The 16,877-nt window shown below is 32.9% G+C and carries 11 protein-coding genes and 3 tRNA genes; 5 read left to right on the top strand and 9 right to left on the bottom strand.

Annotated elements, in window-relative coordinates:
- Positions 1 to 83: 83 nt before the first annotated feature.
- The 6 genes from P5P89_RS10080 to P5P89_RS10105 all read right to left on the bottom strand — a co-directional run bounded on the left by P5P89_RS10080 (position 84) and on the right by P5P89_RS10105 (position 8,687).
- Positions 84 to 1,433, bottom strand: coding sequence for a DUF5689 domain-containing protein (locus P5P89_RS10080; RefSeq protein WP_278011793.1), 1,350 nt, complete (start codon positions 1,431 to 1,433; stop codon positions 84 to 86).
- A 19-nt stretch (positions 1,434 to 1,452) separates the two neighbouring features.
- The gene (locus P5P89_RS10085; RefSeq protein ID WP_278011794.1) at positions 1,453 to 4,290 is read right to left on the bottom strand and encodes a carboxypeptidase-like regulatory domain-containing protein; all 2,838 of its coding nucleotides are present in this window, start codon (positions 4,288 to 4,290) and stop codon (positions 1,453 to 1,455) included.
- A gap of 300 nt (positions 4,291 to 4,590) precedes the next feature.
- A complete protein-coding gene (locus tag P5P89_RS10090; RefSeq protein WP_278011795.1) occupies positions 4,591 to 5,808 on the bottom strand; it encodes an MFS transporter in 1,218 nt (405 codons plus the stop codon).
- Positions 5,809 to 5,919: 111 nt separating this feature from the next.
- Positions 5,920 to 6,483: a DUF4256 domain-containing protein gene (locus tag P5P89_RS10095; protein WP_278011796.1), complete on the bottom strand. Its 564-nt coding sequence runs from the start codon at positions 6,481 to 6,483 to the stop codon at positions 5,920 to 5,922.
- 15 nt (positions 6,484 to 6,498) lie between these two features.
- Positions 6,499 to 7,539, bottom strand: a complete 1,041-nt coding sequence (locus P5P89_RS10100; protein ID WP_278011797.1) for a Gfo/Idh/MocA family oxidoreductase — start codon at positions 7,537 to 7,539, stop codon at positions 6,499 to 6,501.
- A 77-nt stretch (positions 7,540 to 7,616) separates the two neighbouring features.
- Positions 7,617 to 8,687 (bottom strand): NADH:flavin oxidoreductase/NADH oxidase, encoded by a 1,071-nt coding sequence (locus P5P89_RS10105; RefSeq protein ID WP_278011798.1) that lies wholly within the window; start codon positions 8,685 to 8,687, stop codon positions 7,617 to 7,619.
- Positions 8,688 to 8,889: 202 nt separating this feature from the next.
- Here P5P89_RS10105 and rseP point away from each other — a divergent pair, with 202 nt between their 5' ends.
- The 4 genes from rseP (at position 8,890) to P5P89_RS10125 (ending at position 14,380) form a co-directional block, all read left to right on the top strand.
- Entirely contained in the window at positions 8,890 to 10,230 is a 1,341-nt protein-coding gene (gene rseP, locus P5P89_RS10110) for an RIP metalloprotease RseP (RefSeq protein WP_278011799.1), read from the top strand.
- An 86-nt stretch (positions 10,231 to 10,316) separates the two neighbouring features.
- Positions 10,317 to 10,390, top strand: a tRNA-Asn gene (locus P5P89_RS10115).
- Between the two features lie 39 nt (positions 10,391 to 10,429).
- Positions 10,430 to 10,503: transfer RNA gene (locus tag P5P89_RS10120), tRNA-Asn, on the top strand.
- A 208-nt stretch (positions 10,504 to 10,711) separates the two neighbouring features.
- Entirely contained in the window at positions 10,712 to 14,380 is a 3,669-nt protein-coding gene (locus tag P5P89_RS10125; RefSeq protein ID WP_278011800.1) for a YobI family P-loop NTPase, read from the top strand.
- Between the two features lie 217 nt (positions 14,381 to 14,597).
- On the opposite strand, the gene P5P89_RS10130 is transcribed toward P5P89_RS10125, so the two are convergent.
- From P5P89_RS10130 to P5P89_RS10140, 3 genes are all read right to left on the bottom strand, one after another.
- Positions 14,598 to 15,059 carry a hypothetical protein gene (locus P5P89_RS10130; protein ID WP_278011801.1) on the bottom strand — a complete coding sequence of 154 codons (462 nt, stop codon included), beginning with the start codon at positions 15,057 to 15,059 and terminating at the stop codon, positions 14,598 to 14,600.
- A complete protein-coding gene (locus P5P89_RS10135) occupies positions 15,014 to 15,286 on the bottom strand; it encodes a hypothetical protein (protein ID WP_278011802.1) in 273 nt (90 codons plus the stop codon). The genes P5P89_RS10130 and P5P89_RS10135 overlap by 46 nt, the downstream gene beginning before the upstream one ends.
- Before the next feature lie 264 nt (positions 15,287 to 15,550).
- A tRNA-Leu gene (locus P5P89_RS10140) sits at positions 15,551 to 15,630 on the bottom strand.
- A 283-nt stretch (positions 15,631 to 15,913) separates the two neighbouring features.
- Between P5P89_RS10140 and P5P89_RS10145 the strand changes: the two genes are divergently transcribed.
- Positions 15,914 to 16,855 (top strand): ribose-phosphate pyrophosphokinase, encoded by a 942-nt coding sequence (locus P5P89_RS10145; RefSeq protein ID WP_278011803.1) that lies wholly within the window; start codon positions 15,914 to 15,916, stop codon positions 16,853 to 16,855.
- The last annotated feature ends 22 nt before the right edge of the window (positions 16,856 to 16,877 follow it).

Raw genomic sequence — 16,877 nt, forward strand, 5'->3', positions numbered from 1 at the left:
AAATTTTAACAATCAAACAACTGAAAAACATAATAATTAGATTTTTATTACTGTAAGTCATTGGATTATATTGTTTTCGAAACTTATTTTTCTCCAAACATTTTTACATCATCTACCATAAATGCTCCGTTAAGAGTTTTATCTTTTCCTGATCCGGTATATTTAAATGCAATATTGACATTTCCTGAATAAGCAGATAAGTCAATCCCTCCTGAACTAATAAACTGGCGTGTTGGCGTAGAAAGTGACGCTATTTTGGCATTTAATTTTATCCAGGTGGCTTTATCTACTTCTGATCCGTCAAAATTAGTTGAGATATAAACTTCTAAACCATTCAAAGGCGAATCAACTTTTAAGTCATGTTGTGCACTTCTAAAAGAAAATACCGTATTTTTATAATTTGTCAAATTAATTTTTGGGGTTATAAGCCATGCCACATTCTCTGCTGCTGTCGTGCTGGTGGTATTAAACTCGGCATATCCGTTTCCGGCAGTAACCATAGTTCTCCATAATTTTGAAGCTTTTTCTACAATATTGCTCCAGTCTGGTAATGCGAAATTAACATTATTGGTAACCGTTTGAAAATCTTCAGTAAAAAACGGGACATTACTTTTTCCATCCATGACGACATCTTTTTCAGAGCGGACCATTAACTGATAATCGGAACCATATTTGGTCAAAATTCCGCGCACTTTTCCGCTTCCCTCCGGAACTAAATGGGTCGAAAAATCGGCAAAACTGCTCGTCCTGAAAATAATCTGATTTCCGGATTTGTCTCTTAAGCCCCAATTCGTAGATCCTCCAACATTATTGGCTTCTTCAAAATATCGACGCCCAATAGCGGCTTCTAAAAACTGGACATCTGATAATTCTATAAGTGTGTTTAGTTTATTATCATCCAAGGCTTCTTCAATAGAAATAGAATTCACTAATTGATCTTCATCGAGCATCGCACACGAAGAATTTAGCACATTTTTATAATCATTTTGGGAAATTCTTCCAACAGATGCCGTTCCCGAACTGCCTTCGTACAAACTTCCAATCCGCATTCCGCCATAAAATAAATCGGTAAACTGATCTTTTAATTTGATGTACACTTTATTTCCAATACGGTAATCAATGTAAGTATTTGTCGCATCCACAGCAACACTAAAACCTACAGACGGTTTGGTTTCTGTTGCTAAAGTCTGAAGATACAGGATTTTGAAAAAATTTCCGTTTTCGTCGCTTGAAACCACATATGCTTCAACTAAATCATCATAAACATATTTTGTAGCGGTAATTGTCGCGGTTTTGAGAACATCTTCAACTGTTCGATTTACTTTTAAATCAGGCTGTGTACATTCTAATTTTGGAACAGCAACATCTTCATTACAATTGCAAAAAAGCAATACAAGTAATATCGAAATAAGGTTTTTATAGTTGTTTTTCATTTGGAAAAAGTTTTTTAAATTATAAACTGATTGTCAGGTTTACGAAATAAGTCCTCTCGTAGCCATAAAAATATTTTGGGCCGAAAGAAGGCGTTCCGCTGGAAACATCCTGATTCAATTCTCTAAAATTGGAATTTCTTGCCTGTTCAAATCCTCCGGTTTTATACTTAAAATCAAAGACGTTATTGATGCTGGCAAAAAGCCCTATTGTAGTCTTATTAATACGCCAGGACTTTCCGCCTGTCATATTTAAGAGCGTGACAGGATTTAATTTTTCCTGTTTAAGCAGCATTTTGGCTCGTTCTTCTGAAGCTTCCGGAAAATTGAAACCACTTGCCGGATTGAGATAAAATCTTGATGTTCTTGTAATTGGAGAAATATCGATATAACGGTCTGTGATGTAATTAATATTCGCAGAGAGCCACCAGAATTTAGGATCATGATATTCCATTCCGAATGAAAATGCCTGCTGTGGCATTCCGGATTGCTTGTAGTTTTTGAGTAATGATTTGCCAAAATCAAAAGTTGTTTCCGCATCAGCAATGGCCGCATTTGCATCGTTGGTAATTGAAACATTTGGATTGCTGTTATAAATGTAACTTCCGTAAGCAGCTGAAAAGACAGTTTTAAGAGTAGACGAAACCTGATATTCCAGACTTAATTCAGCACCAATGTTTTTCTTGTCTAAGTTGGTTAATGTTTGACTTACAAAGGCATCCGTATTATCATAGCCGGCTCCATCGTCAAATATTCCTTCTGCATAAAAGAAGGATGTTTTTGTTGTATTTTTTATCAAGGCATAATAACCGGAAATACGCGTTTTAAGTTTTGGTGAGTGGTAAACATAATTGATATCAGCACTGCTTAAGGTTTCATTTTCGATTCCGTTTACAATTGAATTGTTTAGCCTTGAATTAGAAAAAGTATTTCGGAGTGAAGGTGCTTTGGTTTGATACATTCCACTAAAAAACAACCATTGTTTTCCTGAAATTTTATAGTTAAGTCCGCCTTTGAATCCGAAATTTTCAAAATTTACTTTTTGGCTTTTGCCAAATGAACTTTCCGGATAAATACCATTTTGATACAAACCTTCTCTCTGGTATTTTGAAGTAGAAAATGAATTTCCCAGGTAAAAGTCAACTTTTTTATACACAAATCTAAACTGCGTAAAAGCTTCCGCTGTTGTAGCATAAAAGTTAAAATTATAACCATAACTATCACCAGCTTTTACCTGACGATCCGGATTTTTTAAATCAGATTGTGATTGATCACCTTTATAAAAGGAATCAATATCCTCGAAATATGCACCACCCAACAAATCCAGCAGAATCTGAAAATTGTGTGATTTTAGATTCTTAAAAAGTATTCCTCCGCTAAAAAATATATTTTCTGAAAGCTGCGTGTTGAGGTTTGAATTTACAGCTAATGTTTTGTCATCGGTTCTGTCTTCATACAAAACATAATTACTTTTTGAAGGTTCGTATCCTGTAATACTTCCTTCAGAATTGGTTATAGGTTTCTGATTCGCTCTGTACATTGAATCCCAGTTGATTTGCGAATTTTGTAAAAATAATGTTCTGCTTATTGCTGCATTTTCATAATCAGGAGTAAATGCTCCTGAAAATTCTCCCTTATCACCAGAATAAAGGGAGGTAAAATAACTCGGCAATTTTCTGTAATAAGTTGGGTCAGGACTGTCTGCGTTTTGAAAATCAATATTGCTGTTTCCAACTTTTCCAAATTGGTACATAATGGCTGATGTGAGGTTAGCATGGTCATTAATTTTAAGATAATAATTGAGCATGAGCAAAGGTTCTTCGACGTTTTTTACTCTTGCATTTCGTTTTTCGCCACTTTGGTATCCCCAATACGAGTTGTATTGCTCCGATTTTAAATTAATAATTTCATTAGTGTTTGGCGAATTTTTTCCACGTGCATTTGGTGTAAAAAAACCGGTAAAATTTAAAGAATGTTTCGGATTTAATTTTTTCTCAATACTTATAAAAAAAGAGTTCGCATCATAATTTGTTCCTTCAAAATAACCTTCGTCAGCCCAGCGTTTTCCAACAGAAAAAACATAAGCCCAGCCGGAAGATTTCATGCCCGAAGCATAGGTAGTCATGGTTCTCCAGTTGTAATTGGTATTAGTTCCTGAAAACGATATTCGGGTTCCTTTTCTATATGCCGATGCCTGAGTGAAAATTTGCTGTGTGCCTAAAATCCCTCCAAAAGTATAATCAGAAGGAGCAGGGCCAATGGTAAATTCCTGGTTTCTTAGTACGTCATTTAATCCTCCCCAATTATTCCACTGGGGTCTTCCATCGTAAATTTTATTCATTTTAACGCCATTTAGCATCATCGTTGCATTTTCGCTGTCTAATCCGCGGACGCTAAATCGGGTTTGTCCCCAATTGAACGCTGCTGCCTGCAAAAATGCATCTTTTGATGATTGTAAAAGTCCCGAGGTAGTTTCTGATGAAGTGTTGTCTTCGTTCAGGTCGCTTTCTAAAAGGGAAACAATTGTGGTTTGAAAATTTTCGATTTGGTCTTCTTCTAATAATAAGATGCCGAGATTTACTTTTTGACCAGCATTCGTATTTACTTTCAAAAGCAGATCCCTGTAACCCTGACTGTGTATTAAAAGCAGTTGTTCACCAGGCAGAGCAGAATGCAATTCGAAAGTTCCATCATTTTTGGTCAGCTGCATTAAAGCTGAATTTTGGATACTAACGACTACATTTTCTAAAGGATTCTGAGTTTTAGAATCCATAACGCGCCCTGAAAAAATAGTTTCTTTTTGGGCTGAAGCAATTTTAAAAATAAAAAGGAGTATAAGAATGAGTAATTTTTTGTGCATGTAAACCGAATTAATTAAAAAAACCCTCTTCTTTTTTACAAGAAAAGGGTATAAATCTTTTTTGACTGAAACTTTTGAATTCAGAAAATTTCAGTCAAAAAAATCAAATTGAGTTTGGAAATGCAAATGTTTGAAAGTAGATAATTAGTGGTATTTTAATTTTCCAAACAAATAATAAGTTTATATTAGGTCTGAATTATATTACAAAGGTAAAACAAAAAATGTTTTTATTTCTTTTTCCTATTAAAATATTTCAGAAATCAAAAATATTCTGTGTAAGCAGTAATTAATGATTTAGATTTACGCCGATACTTTTATTTTCGAAACCATAAAAGCGATCAAAACGCCAAATATTCCGATAAAGGCAAAGGAAAACTGAAGTCCGAAGGTTTCTGCAATATATCCAATAACAGGAGGTCCCATAAGAAATCCAAGAAAGCTGACACTTGAAACAATAGTTAGGGCTTCTCCGGCAGAAACACTCTCATTTTTACCGGCAAGGCTATAAACGGTAGGAATTATAGTAGAAACGCCCAAACCAACAATCATAAAAGCAATGGTACTAGGGATGATGTACGGAAAAAAAACTGCCGTGAAAAGACCAAGGGAAATCATACAGCCACTAATTTGCATCACGCGTTTTCGACCAAATTTATTATTCATAGCATCTCCGATAAAGCGTCCGCTGGCCATCATAATCATAAAGGAAGTGTATCCTAAAATTACCAAAGCGCCGGGAGCTTTTACAATGTCTTTAAAATAAATTCCGCTCCAGTCAAACATAACGCCTTCGCTTGCCATACTGCAAAAGCCAATTATACCCAGCCATAATAACGAACTATCGGGTCTGGTAAATAATTTTTTGCCTTCTTTTTTGGGTTTGATTTTTTCTTTTGCCTTAACTAAAAATTTAAAATTAAAAACAATCATTACTACTACAACAGCAGCAACAATTAAAAAATGCTGATACGGATTTAGGTGAAGAGAGAGCATTCCTAAACCTACCAAGGCACCTGTAAATCCTGCAAAACTCCACATGCCATGGAAAGAAGACATGATGTTTTTTTTGAAAAGTGTTTCGGTGTAAACTCCCTGAGTATTTACGGCAATGTTGGCTAAATTCCCGAATATGCCAAAAGTAAATAATCCCATCGAAAGCTGAAACGCACTTGCCGCCAGACCTAAATTGGTCAGACTGAAAACATACATAATTAAAGAGAAAATTAAAATACGGTGGCTTCCAAATTTGGTTACCATTTTTCCCGAAAAAGGCATAATGATCAATTGCCCGACAGGAAGCGCAAAAAGCACAGAACCTAATTCGGCTTCACTTAAATGTAAAGCCGTTTTAATATCCGGAATTCTGCTTGCCCAGGTGGCAAAACTTAAACCCATTCCAAAATAAAACATGCTAATGGCAAAACGAATTCTGTTTAAATAGGAAGCTTTTGCCTCACGATAGACTTTTTTGATTTTTCCTTTGGTCTGGAATAAAGCTAATGGATTGAAATCTATCACAGAAATGCATTTTAAATTTGAAGATACAAAGGTATAGAATTCCTATTTTAAAGATAAAGAACAACGAATTGTTTATTAAATATACAACGTTATTGTTTATAAATTGTGAATTTAAACCCTTAATACTCCGCGAAAACCTCTTGCCGCATAGTAAGACTGAGCGCCATTATGATACACGAATACGGTATTATAACGAAAATCTGCAAAAAGAGCACCACCTAGTTTTCTAATTTCATCAGGGGTTTTGATCCAGCTGGATGTTTTTTGATCGAATTTTCCAAGCTGTTGTAATGCTCTGTATTGTTCTTCATTTAGGAGTTCAATTCCCATAGCGGCAGCCATGTCAATAACATTGTTTTTAGGTTTAAATTCCTTTCTTGATTCCTGGGCTTCGTTATCGTAACAAACACTTCTTCGTCCTTTTGGGCTTTCTGCAGAACAGTCAAAAAAAATGTATTCGTTTGTTTTTTTGTCAAAACTCACAACATTCGGTTCGCCTCCGGTTTTCTCCATTTCATTGAGTGACCATAACTTTTCAGGATTAGCTTCCAGTTTTATTTGAACCTTGCCCCAATCAAGATTTTGGTAGCGATTTTTGTTTTTATCAAAACGGGATTTTAAAGTTTTAAAAAGCTGATCACGTTCTTCCGGTAACAATGCTTTTTTGTTTTTCATGCCTGGATGTTTCGATTACAAATCAATAACTTTTCTTTGCAGGTTGCTCGCAATTGCGGCCTCAATAACCTGCATTACTTTTATACCATCCTGAGCGGTAACAGGTTCTGGTTTATTATTAGAAATGGCATCATAAACACCATCAAAATATTCAAAATAATTGCCCTGAAGGGTTTTGATTTTTTCGCGGATTGGTTTTCCGTCAATTTCGGTATGCAGGATCCCTTCAAAATCGTCTAATTCTGTTCCCCAGGATTCCCGGTTTGGTTTTTTTCCTATTTTAAGTTCGTCTTCCTGCACATCACCGCGCTGTTTTAAGAAAGAACCTTTTTTTCCATGAATAGTGTAGGAAGGATGGGCTTCTCTCACAAAATAGCCAGCTTTTAATCGTACTCTGAAATCTTCATAAATCAATAACAAATCGATCCAGTCATCTACTACTGTATTTTCTCTCGTATAGCGAATATCTGCAAAAACCGATTTTGGCGAACCAAACAGACAAACAGCCTGATCGATTAAATGTGGACCTAAATCTTTTAGGATTCCAGCGCCATCGTTCACAGTTTCTTTGTGTGCTTTCGGACTTAACATGGGATTATATCTGTCAAAATGAAATTCCACTTCAACTAAATCTCCCAAAACGCCTTCGTTAATTACTTTTTGAATGGTTTTAAAATCGCTATCCCATCTTCTGTTTTGAAAAACAGCCAGCTTCAAACCTTTTTCTTTAGCGATTTGAGCCAGTTCTTCGGCTTCAGCTACGGTTGTCGTAAATGCTTTTTCAACAACGGCATGTTTTCCAGCCAAAAGCACTTTTTTAGCATATTCAAAATGAGTCCCAACTGGCGTGTTTACGATAACCAAATCGACATCATCGGCTAATAAAGCATCAATTGAAGGATAACTTTTTACAGTTGGATAATCTTCCTGAATGAGTTTTTTGCTTCTTTCCCAGGAACCTAATAATTCAAAACCGGGATGAAGATCTAAAAAAGGAGCGTGAAAAACTTTTCCCGACATTCCGTATGATAAAAGTGCTGTTTTTATTTTTTGCATTGTTAGATGTTTTTTCTGCCACGAATTCACAAATTATTTTAAAAATTTTAATTCCTAAAGTGTGTGGCTAAATAAATTTATAGTTTAGCTCTTTCATATTGTTTTGGCCATTGAACCTCATTGTTCAATTCTCTTGCAAAATCCAAAGGCATGTTTGGGTTTCTGAGTGATTCTCTGGCAAACAAAATTAAGTCGGCCTGACCGTTATTCAAAATTTCTTCGGCTTGTTGTGCTTCTGTAATCAAACCAACTGCTCCGGTTAAAATATGGGCTTCTTTTTTTACTTTTTCTGCGAAAGGAACGTGATAGCCCGGTTCAAGCGTGATTTTTTGATGTGAAACCAATCCACCCGATGAAACATCGATTAAATCTACTCCTTTTTCTTTTAATAGTTGTGAAAGTTGTACAGATTCTTCCGGGTTCCATCCGTGTTCTGCCCAGTCTGTTGCTGAAATCCGAACAAATAAAGGCAAATTAGAAGGCCATTCTGACTGAACGGCTTCTACAATTTCAAGCGTAAAACGGATTCTGTTTTCGAAACTTCCGCCATATTCATCCGTTCTGACATTCGTTAAAGGCGACAAAAACTGATGTAATAAATAACCATGTGCAGCATGGATTTCGACAACCTGATAACCGGCTTCAACAGCTCTTTTAGCAGCAGCTTTAAAATCAGAAATCACTTTTTGGATTCCGCTTTTATCCAAAGCTTTAGGAAGAAACGGCTCGTTTTCATGATACGGGACAGCACTTGGCGCAACCGTCTGCCATCCGCCATGAGCGAAATCTAACTTTTTATTTCCTTCCCACGGGGCAGAAACACTTGCTTTTCTCCCAGCATGAGCCAATTGAATTCCCGGAATTGAATGCTGAGAAACAATAAACGTATTGATTTGTTTTAGCTTTTCGATATGCTCATCTTTCCAGATTCCAAGATCAGCAGGAGAAATTCTGGCTTCCGGAGAAACCGCAGTGGCTTCCTGGATAATCAATCCGGCGCCTCCGCTGGCACGGCTTCCCAAATGAACCAGATGCCAGTCGTTTGCAAATCCATCAACTGAAGAATACTGGCACATGGGCGAAATAACGATTCTGTTTTTTAAAGTGATATTTTTTATAGTAAGCCGAGAAAATAATAATGAGTCCATAAAATGTAACTTTTAATGTATTTGAGCTACCAATTGGTAGGTTAGTGCATTAAAAAGTAAAGTTACAGCATCTTCATAAAAGTAGAAATCCAAATGTTTATTAATTAACAAACATTTAAAACCTTATATGTTATCTTGCGCTGTCAAATATAAAATAGAAACGTTACTTTTGTGCGTTAAAATTACGAACTAAAAATACAAAATGGATATAGTTATCAAGCTCTCTCAATTCCTATTGAGTTTATCATTACTTATTATTCTTCACGAATTAGGGCATTTTATTCCTGCTAAATTATTTAAAACGAGAGTCGAAAAATTTTACTTATTTTTTGATGTGAAATTTTCTTTGTTTAAAAAACAAATTGGCGAAACGGTTTACGGTATCGGATGGCTGCCACTTGGAGGTTATGTAAAAATCTCCGGAATGATTGACGAGAGTATGGACAAAGAGCAAATGGCACTTCCTCCACAGCCTTGGGAATTTCGTTCTAAACCGGCATGGCAGCGTTTGATTATTATGTTAGGCGGGGTTACGGTAAACTTTATCCTGGCTTTTATTATATATATAGGTATGGCTTTTGTTTATGGTGATACATTTGTATCGAATGCCGACTTAAAAGATGGAGTTTTGATTGAAAATCCGGTAATGCTTAAAACAGGTTTTAAAACCGGAGATAAAATTTTAGCTATTGACGGAAAGAAAGTTGAAAATTTTGACAATGAGTTAAACATGAACATTATCATGTCGAAGCAAGTTCTGATTGAAAGAAATGGACAACAGCAAACGATTAATATGCCCAATGATTTTGTGGATCAGTTGTCAAAACATGAAAAATCCCATCTTGTAGATATGCGTGTGCCTTTTGCTATTAAAGATGTTCCTGCTGAATCAGCAAACAAATCCCTGAAAGCAAAAGACTTAATTATTACCCTTAATGGGCAGGAGGCTAAATATTACGATCAGGTAAAAACAATTTTAAACAATAATAAAGGAAAAACGATTCCTGCGGTTGTATTGCGTGATTTAAAACAGACACCAATATCGGTTAGTGTTTCAAAAGATGGTATACTAGGCGTTATGGCTGGAGGTTTAGGAATTGAATCATTAGAAAAACTAGGATATTATAAAGTAAGCACAAAACATTACGGATTCCTTGAGTCTATTCCGGTTGGATTAGAAAAAGGAAAAGATCAGTTAGTGGGCTATGGAAAACAATTAAAAATGATTTTTAATCCTGAAACAAAAGCATACAAACAAGTAGGTGGTTTTGCAGCGATTTTCAACATATTTCCTACTTCGTGGAGTTGGGAAACGTTCTGGTCAATTACTGCTTTATTGTCAATTATGCTTGGGGTAATGAATTTATTGCCAATTCCCGCACTTGACGGAGGTCATGTGATGTTTTTATTGTACGAAATTATTAGTGGTAAAAAACCGAGCGATAAATTCCTTGAGAACGCCCAAATGGTTGGTTTCGTTCTACTTATCACACTGCTTTTGTTTGCAAACGGAAACGATATTTACAAGGCAATTGTCAAGTAAAAAAAATATTTTTTAAAAAGAGTTAAAATATTTTTGAGAAACTAAAAATTCAATTATATTTGCACTCGCTAAAAAGAGCAACAACTTCCTCCTTAGCTCAGTTGGTTAGAGCATCTGACTGTTAATCAGAGGGTCCTTGGTTCGAGCCCAAGAGGGGGAGCAAACTTTTTTTAGCAAACATATTTACCTTTAAGGTGATTCCTCCTTAGCTCAGTTGGTTAGAGCATCTGACTGTTAATCAGAGGGTCCTTGGTTCGAGCCCAAGAGGGGGAGCTTAATAAAAAGACTATCATTTAAATGATAGTCTATTTTTTTTTATATACTTCCTTCTGAGGAAATCTATACTTCTTTGCTCTGCTTATTGGGCATTTTATGGAAAACCATAAACCGTTTAAAAGCTAACACATACCTTTATAATGATATTTCCTTTTGTTATTTTAGTAATATATTATTTATATATTTATTGACTTAAATAATCTTTATGAAGACAACTTTTCCTTACGGCTTTTTTATTAAAGAAGAAATTGACTTAGAGAATCTATCTATTAGCTCACTTGCTCCTAAAATTTTAACTGATAAAAAAGATATAGAAAAGATCCAACCCTACCTTGATTCTTTAAACAAAACTATTAAACAAAAAGGAATTTCAAATATTGCTCTTACTGGAGGATATGGCTCGGGGAAGAGTACAATTATTAAAACCTTTCAAAGCTTAAATGATCAACATGAATATCTTAATATTTCTTTAGCATCATTTAATGATGTTGCCGATGGGGAAGGAAATCGTAAAGCTAAAAAAGAAGAGTTAGAAAGATTACTCGAAGTTAGCATCCTTCAACAGATATTTTATCATGTAAAACCTTCGGAAATCCCTGACTCAAGGTTTAAGCGAATAATTAATGTTACTGATGATAGAATATTATCAATTGCAATTGGCTTAATATTTTGGGTTTTAAGTACTTTAATTTTATTCAAGTTTGATTATATAAACAAAATAAATCCCACAACTTGGAATCTAAATTATTTTATCGATTGGATAGCAATAATTGTTATTGTGCTTTTCGTAACAGGAATTGGATTATTTGCAAAAAGCGTAATCAGATTATTTAGCAACTCAAAAATAAACAAATTCAACATTAAAGGAGAATTAGAGTTAGGAGATAATTTAGATAAATCTGTTTTTAACGAACATATTGAAGAGATAATTTATTTTTTTGAGAGAACTAAATATGATGTCGTCATAATTGAAGATTTAGACCGATTTGAAAGCACAGATATTTTTACCAAATTAAGAGAAATAAACATTTTATTAAACAATACAAAACTAATAACAAGAGAAATTAATTTCTTATATGCGATAAAAGACGAAATGTTTAACGACAATAAAGAACGGGTTAAGTTTTTTGAATATATAATTCCTGTAATACCATTTATCAATCCTTCAAATGCAGGTGATCAACTTACGAAAATGATAAATGAAGCAGATTTGAAAGGAGTATTGTCAAAAGATTTCACTGAAGATGTTGTCACTTTTATTGATGATATTGATATGCGATTATTAATCAATATATTTCATGAATATCAATTATACAGAAAGAATTTAATTAATGATATCGATCAAGATTGTTTATTTGCGATTATAACATATAAAAATTTATTTCCTTCTGATTTTGGAAATTTACAAAAAAGAAAAGGTGAACTATATAGTTTCTTATCTAAAAAGAATCTCTATACAATAGATTTAATTAAAAATATAGATGATCAAATTAGAATTAATCAAGCTGAAGCTAAATCAATAAGTTCAGAAATATATGATGAAATTAATGAATTAAAAGCGATTTACATCGCTGAAATTCATAGACAAATTCCTGAGGCTACAACTTTATTTATAGATGAAGTTATTTCTTTTTCAAATCTTTCAAATGATGAGGAATTTGACAAACTAAAAGAAACGCAAAATATTCACTATAATTACTATACGGTCTATTCTCCAGGACATTATCTGTTCAATGAACATAAGAATATTTCAAGTAATATTTCATTTTCAGATATTGAAAATTCTATAAATTCAAATTTAACTTTTGACGACAGAAAGAGTTTAATTAAAAAGAAAAAAGACAATAGAATCAATAGTTTAAATGAAGATATTGAAAAATTAAAGAAAAATAAAATAGAAATAGAATCATGGAATTTAAAGCAAATTTTTGAGGAAGTCGATATTAATAAACATCTAAATGGCTTCTCAGAAAATGAATTAATTAGAAACCTTTTACTTAATGGCTATATAAATGAAAATTACAATGATTATATATCATTATTTCATGAAGTTAATCTAACAAAAGACGATTACTCATTTGAAAGAAAAATCAAAAGCGGATTATATTCTCCATTTGATTATAATCTTTCAAAAATTGAAAATGTTATAAAGAGAATACCTGAAAAATACTTTAATCGCGATACTATTTTAAATTTTGACATTCTAGATTTCTTAGCAGAAAATCATGATCAATACAATGTAAAATATAGTTCTATTATAAAAATATTAGGAAATGAAAAAAAGAAATCAATTGAATTCATTGAGAACTATATTGACAATAGAAAAAACAATTTAGAATTATTTATCAAATCACTAAGTCATTCATGGAAGGGATTTTGGCAATATGTTATAGTGGAAAGTAATTTTACTAAAGAAAAAACAGACTATTACTTAGAAATTATAATTAAATATACAGATATTGAAGATGTTATTGCTTTTAAAGATTCAAATATAGGTGATTATATAGAACGCTTGCCTAATTTTCTTTCTATGCTAAATGACAATCAATATGTTAAAAAAACTGAAGACTTATTTAGATTGTTAGATATTAAATTTAAAAATTTAGATCAACCAACAGAAAACACCAGAGATTTATTTAATTATGTGTATGAGAATAACCACTATGAAATAAATATGGAGAACATTCTTTTAATGGTAAATGATGCTACGTTAGATGAAATTGAAGAAGATTTATTAAAAGCAAATTATACAACAATTTTAATTAATGGTTGTACAAATCTTATAAACTATATTGAGGCGAATATAAATGATTATGTAAAAAATGTTCTTTTAAGAATACCCGATAACGATTCTGAGTCAGAAGAATTTATAATAGAACTTTTAAATAATCAAGATTTAAAAGATGAATTAAAATTTGATATTATTAAAAAACAGAATTTAATATTTAATGATCTTTCTAAAATTCAAAATATTAATATTCAAGAAAATATAATTGTTAATAACAAAGTACTTCCTACTTGGGTAAATATCTTTACTTATTATGACAAATTAGAATCAAAAGAATTTAATGAAGTTTTAATCAAATTTTTTAATGAAAATTCAAATGATCTTTCAAAAAATAAACTTGAAAAAGATGATCAAAATTCTGAAGGTTATATAAAAGATTTCTCAGCTGAATTAACCAAATGTAATGACCTAAATTTTGACTGCTATATTGAACTTGTGGGAAACACAACATATTGGTGGAGTAATATTGATATAAATAATCTTGAATACAAAAAAACTGAATGGTTAATAAATAATAAAAAATTGTCCCTTTCGATTAAAAACTTTAATAGACTTAAAGAGCATTTCTCTACACTTCATCTAAAATTACTTGAAAAAAATCAAAGTAGTTTTATAATAAATTTTGCAGATTATATTTTAGATGAAGACGATATTCTAATATTATTAAAATCTACTGAAATATTATCTACAAATAAAATTCAAATAATTGAGAAAATTGACGATAATATAATTATAGAAAATGAAGAAATTGGAAAAATTATTTGTAATCTTCTTGCGATTTCGAACTATATTCCTTTAGAATATAATGTTTTAGAAAGTTTATTTATCCATTCTAATTCAATAGAAAATAGAATAAAACTTCTGAATAAGCATCTTGATAAAATATCAAATACTGAAATTCAAAATTTGATTGAATTTCTCGGTTCTAGTTATAAAGAAATATTTAAAAAACAGTTCAAACCAAAATTTAGTAATACTCCTTTTCATGAAGAATTATTTGAAAAGCTAAAGTCTAAAAATCTAATATTAAAAAAGGAGTTAGATAAAAAAGACAAAAGTAAAATTAAAGTATTTGCTAAGTACTAAAATGATGTACTGTTTCAATATATTGAAACTTTTTATTAAGTTTATAAAGAATAAAAAAATTAAATACCATCATATATAAAATAACGCATACAATTTGGGAACATAAAAAATTAAAATAACGTAAAGTGTTGATTCATTATAAGCTCAAATTTCGAGCCCAAGAGGGGGAGCAAAAAGACTATCAGGAATGATGGTCTTTTTTTGTTTCGGACCTATTCTATTTTTTGGTCATTGCAAGAGTTGCATTTTTACTTTCAAAGAGTTTTGTTATTTCTTCTGCTTTTTCTGGTTGGTTGATTGCTTTTAGGGATTTGGCACATCGTAAATAAAATACAGGTTCTGAGTTTTCTTCAACGGTAAATAATTCCAAGTAATATTTAGCAGCCGCTTCGAAATCATTTTCAAAATAAAATTTATTGGCAACCTTTTTAAGCATGTCTGCAGATTTGTAGCCTTTGTCCAGAACATTTGCATATGTACTTAAGATATCTACGTTTATAGATTTTTTGCTTTGTGCGGGAACTGTGGTCTGGATCGTAATGGGTTGAATGGTTTTATCGGTTTCAATGATTGCGGTTTTTGTGGGTGTTATAGGTTTCGTTTCTTTAATGTATGCCTTTTTGTATATTGCAGTTACCGTTCTGGTGTTGTTAGGTCCCAGATCGTAGGTGTTAACCATGTTGAGTTTTGAGACTTCGTATGTTGTGATTCTTTTTTTCCGGTAGCGAGGTTAATTACTTCTTCGACACAGTAAGATTCTATAACAAGATCTTCTTTGGATTTGTCGTCAAACTTTAATGGTGTTTTCCGAACGTCTGGATTGGTGATTACCTGACTTACCTGACCAAAACAATTCAATGAAAAAACACCTGCAAATACTATAAAGTGTATTGTATGGGTTTTCATGATAATTAAAATAAAGTTGAGGGCTGTATTGAAATTGTATAGTAAAGGTATTTATTATGTTTTGTTTGTATTTGTTTTGACGCTTAACTGTTATTAAAATCGTTTAAGTGTTTGATTTGATGTGTGGAGTGTGTTCTCTTTAAAATAAAAATTGTCGAACCACTAAAGTGAATGAGGTAATTGAGGTTTTGACTAGGAAAATCAAGGGTTCGGAAGAGTGTAAAAAAGAAAAAGCCGTCAAAAATGACAGCTTTTCCGTTAATGTACCCGGAGCCGGAGTCGAACCGGCACGGTTTCCCACAGGTGTTTGAGACCAGCGCGTCTACCAATTCCGCCATCCGGGCTTAGCAGACGAAAAATAATCAAAATTTGATTATTTTAACGCAATAGAATAAGCGATAATGTGCTTATTCCTTTAACACGGTGCAAATGTAAAAAATAAAATTAAAAGTTCTACTAAAAATACTCGAAAATTTCCTTTCAGTCTCCAATAAATTTTATAAATTTGCACCTCGTTAAAACGAAGCACACACAACTAACTACATCCGAGGCAGATACAGGAATTTGGCTAAAAAATAAATTTAGCCGGTACTCTATAGAAACTAAGGAATAAAACAACAAATTATAATGTCGCACCTAGAACCAGAAGCTAAAATTTTTGCTTGTTCACAAAGTGTTTATCTTGCAGAAAAAATTGCAAAAGAGTACGGAATTCCGTTAGGAAAAGTAACGATGTCAACGTATAGCGATGGAGAATTCCAACCGTCTTACGAAGAGTCAATAAGAGGTTTGCGGGTTTTTATCGTTTGTTCAACTTTTCCAACAGCCGATAATTTGATGGAATTGTTGTTAATGATTGATGCTGCAAAACGTGCATCAGCAAGACATATTACAGCTGTAATGCCTTATTTTGGCTGGGCAAGACAGGATAGAAAAGACAAGCCAAGAGTTCCGATTGGAGCAAAATTAGTAGCAAATCTATTAAGTGCTGCGGGAGCGACAAGAGTAATGACGATGGATTTGCACGCAGACCAGATCCAGGGCTTCTTTGAAAAACCGGTAGATCATTTATTTGCTTCAACCATCTTTTTACCTTATGTAGAAAGTTTAGGTCTTGAAAATTTAACAATTGCATCACCGGACATGGGAGGTTCAAAAAGAGCCTATGCATATTCTAAGTTTTTACAATCAGATGTCGTTATCTGTTATAAACAAAGAAAAGCAGCCAACGTTATCGACACTATGGAGCTTATTGGTGAAGTAAAAGGACGTAATGTAGTCTTAGTGGATGATATGATCGATACAGGAGGTACTTTAGCGAAAGCTGCAGATCTTATGATTGAAAAAGGAGCATTAAGCGTAAGAGCAATTTGTACGCACCCAATATTATCAGGAGGGGCATACGAGAAAATTGAAAACTCGAAATTAACAGAATTAATCGTTACAGATTCGATTCCGTTAAAAAAAGAGTCAAAAAAAATCAGGGTAGTGAGTTGTGCACCTCTTTTTGCAGAAGTTATGCACATGGTGCACCACAACAATTCCATAAGTGGAAAATTTATAATGTAGTTTAACTACATAACGAATTAGA

The sequence above is a fragment of the Flavobacterium gyeonganense genome (assembly GCF_029625295.1).
Taxonomy (GTDB): Bacteria; Bacteroidota; Bacteroidia; order Flavobacteriales; family Flavobacteriaceae; genus Flavobacterium; species Flavobacterium gyeonganense.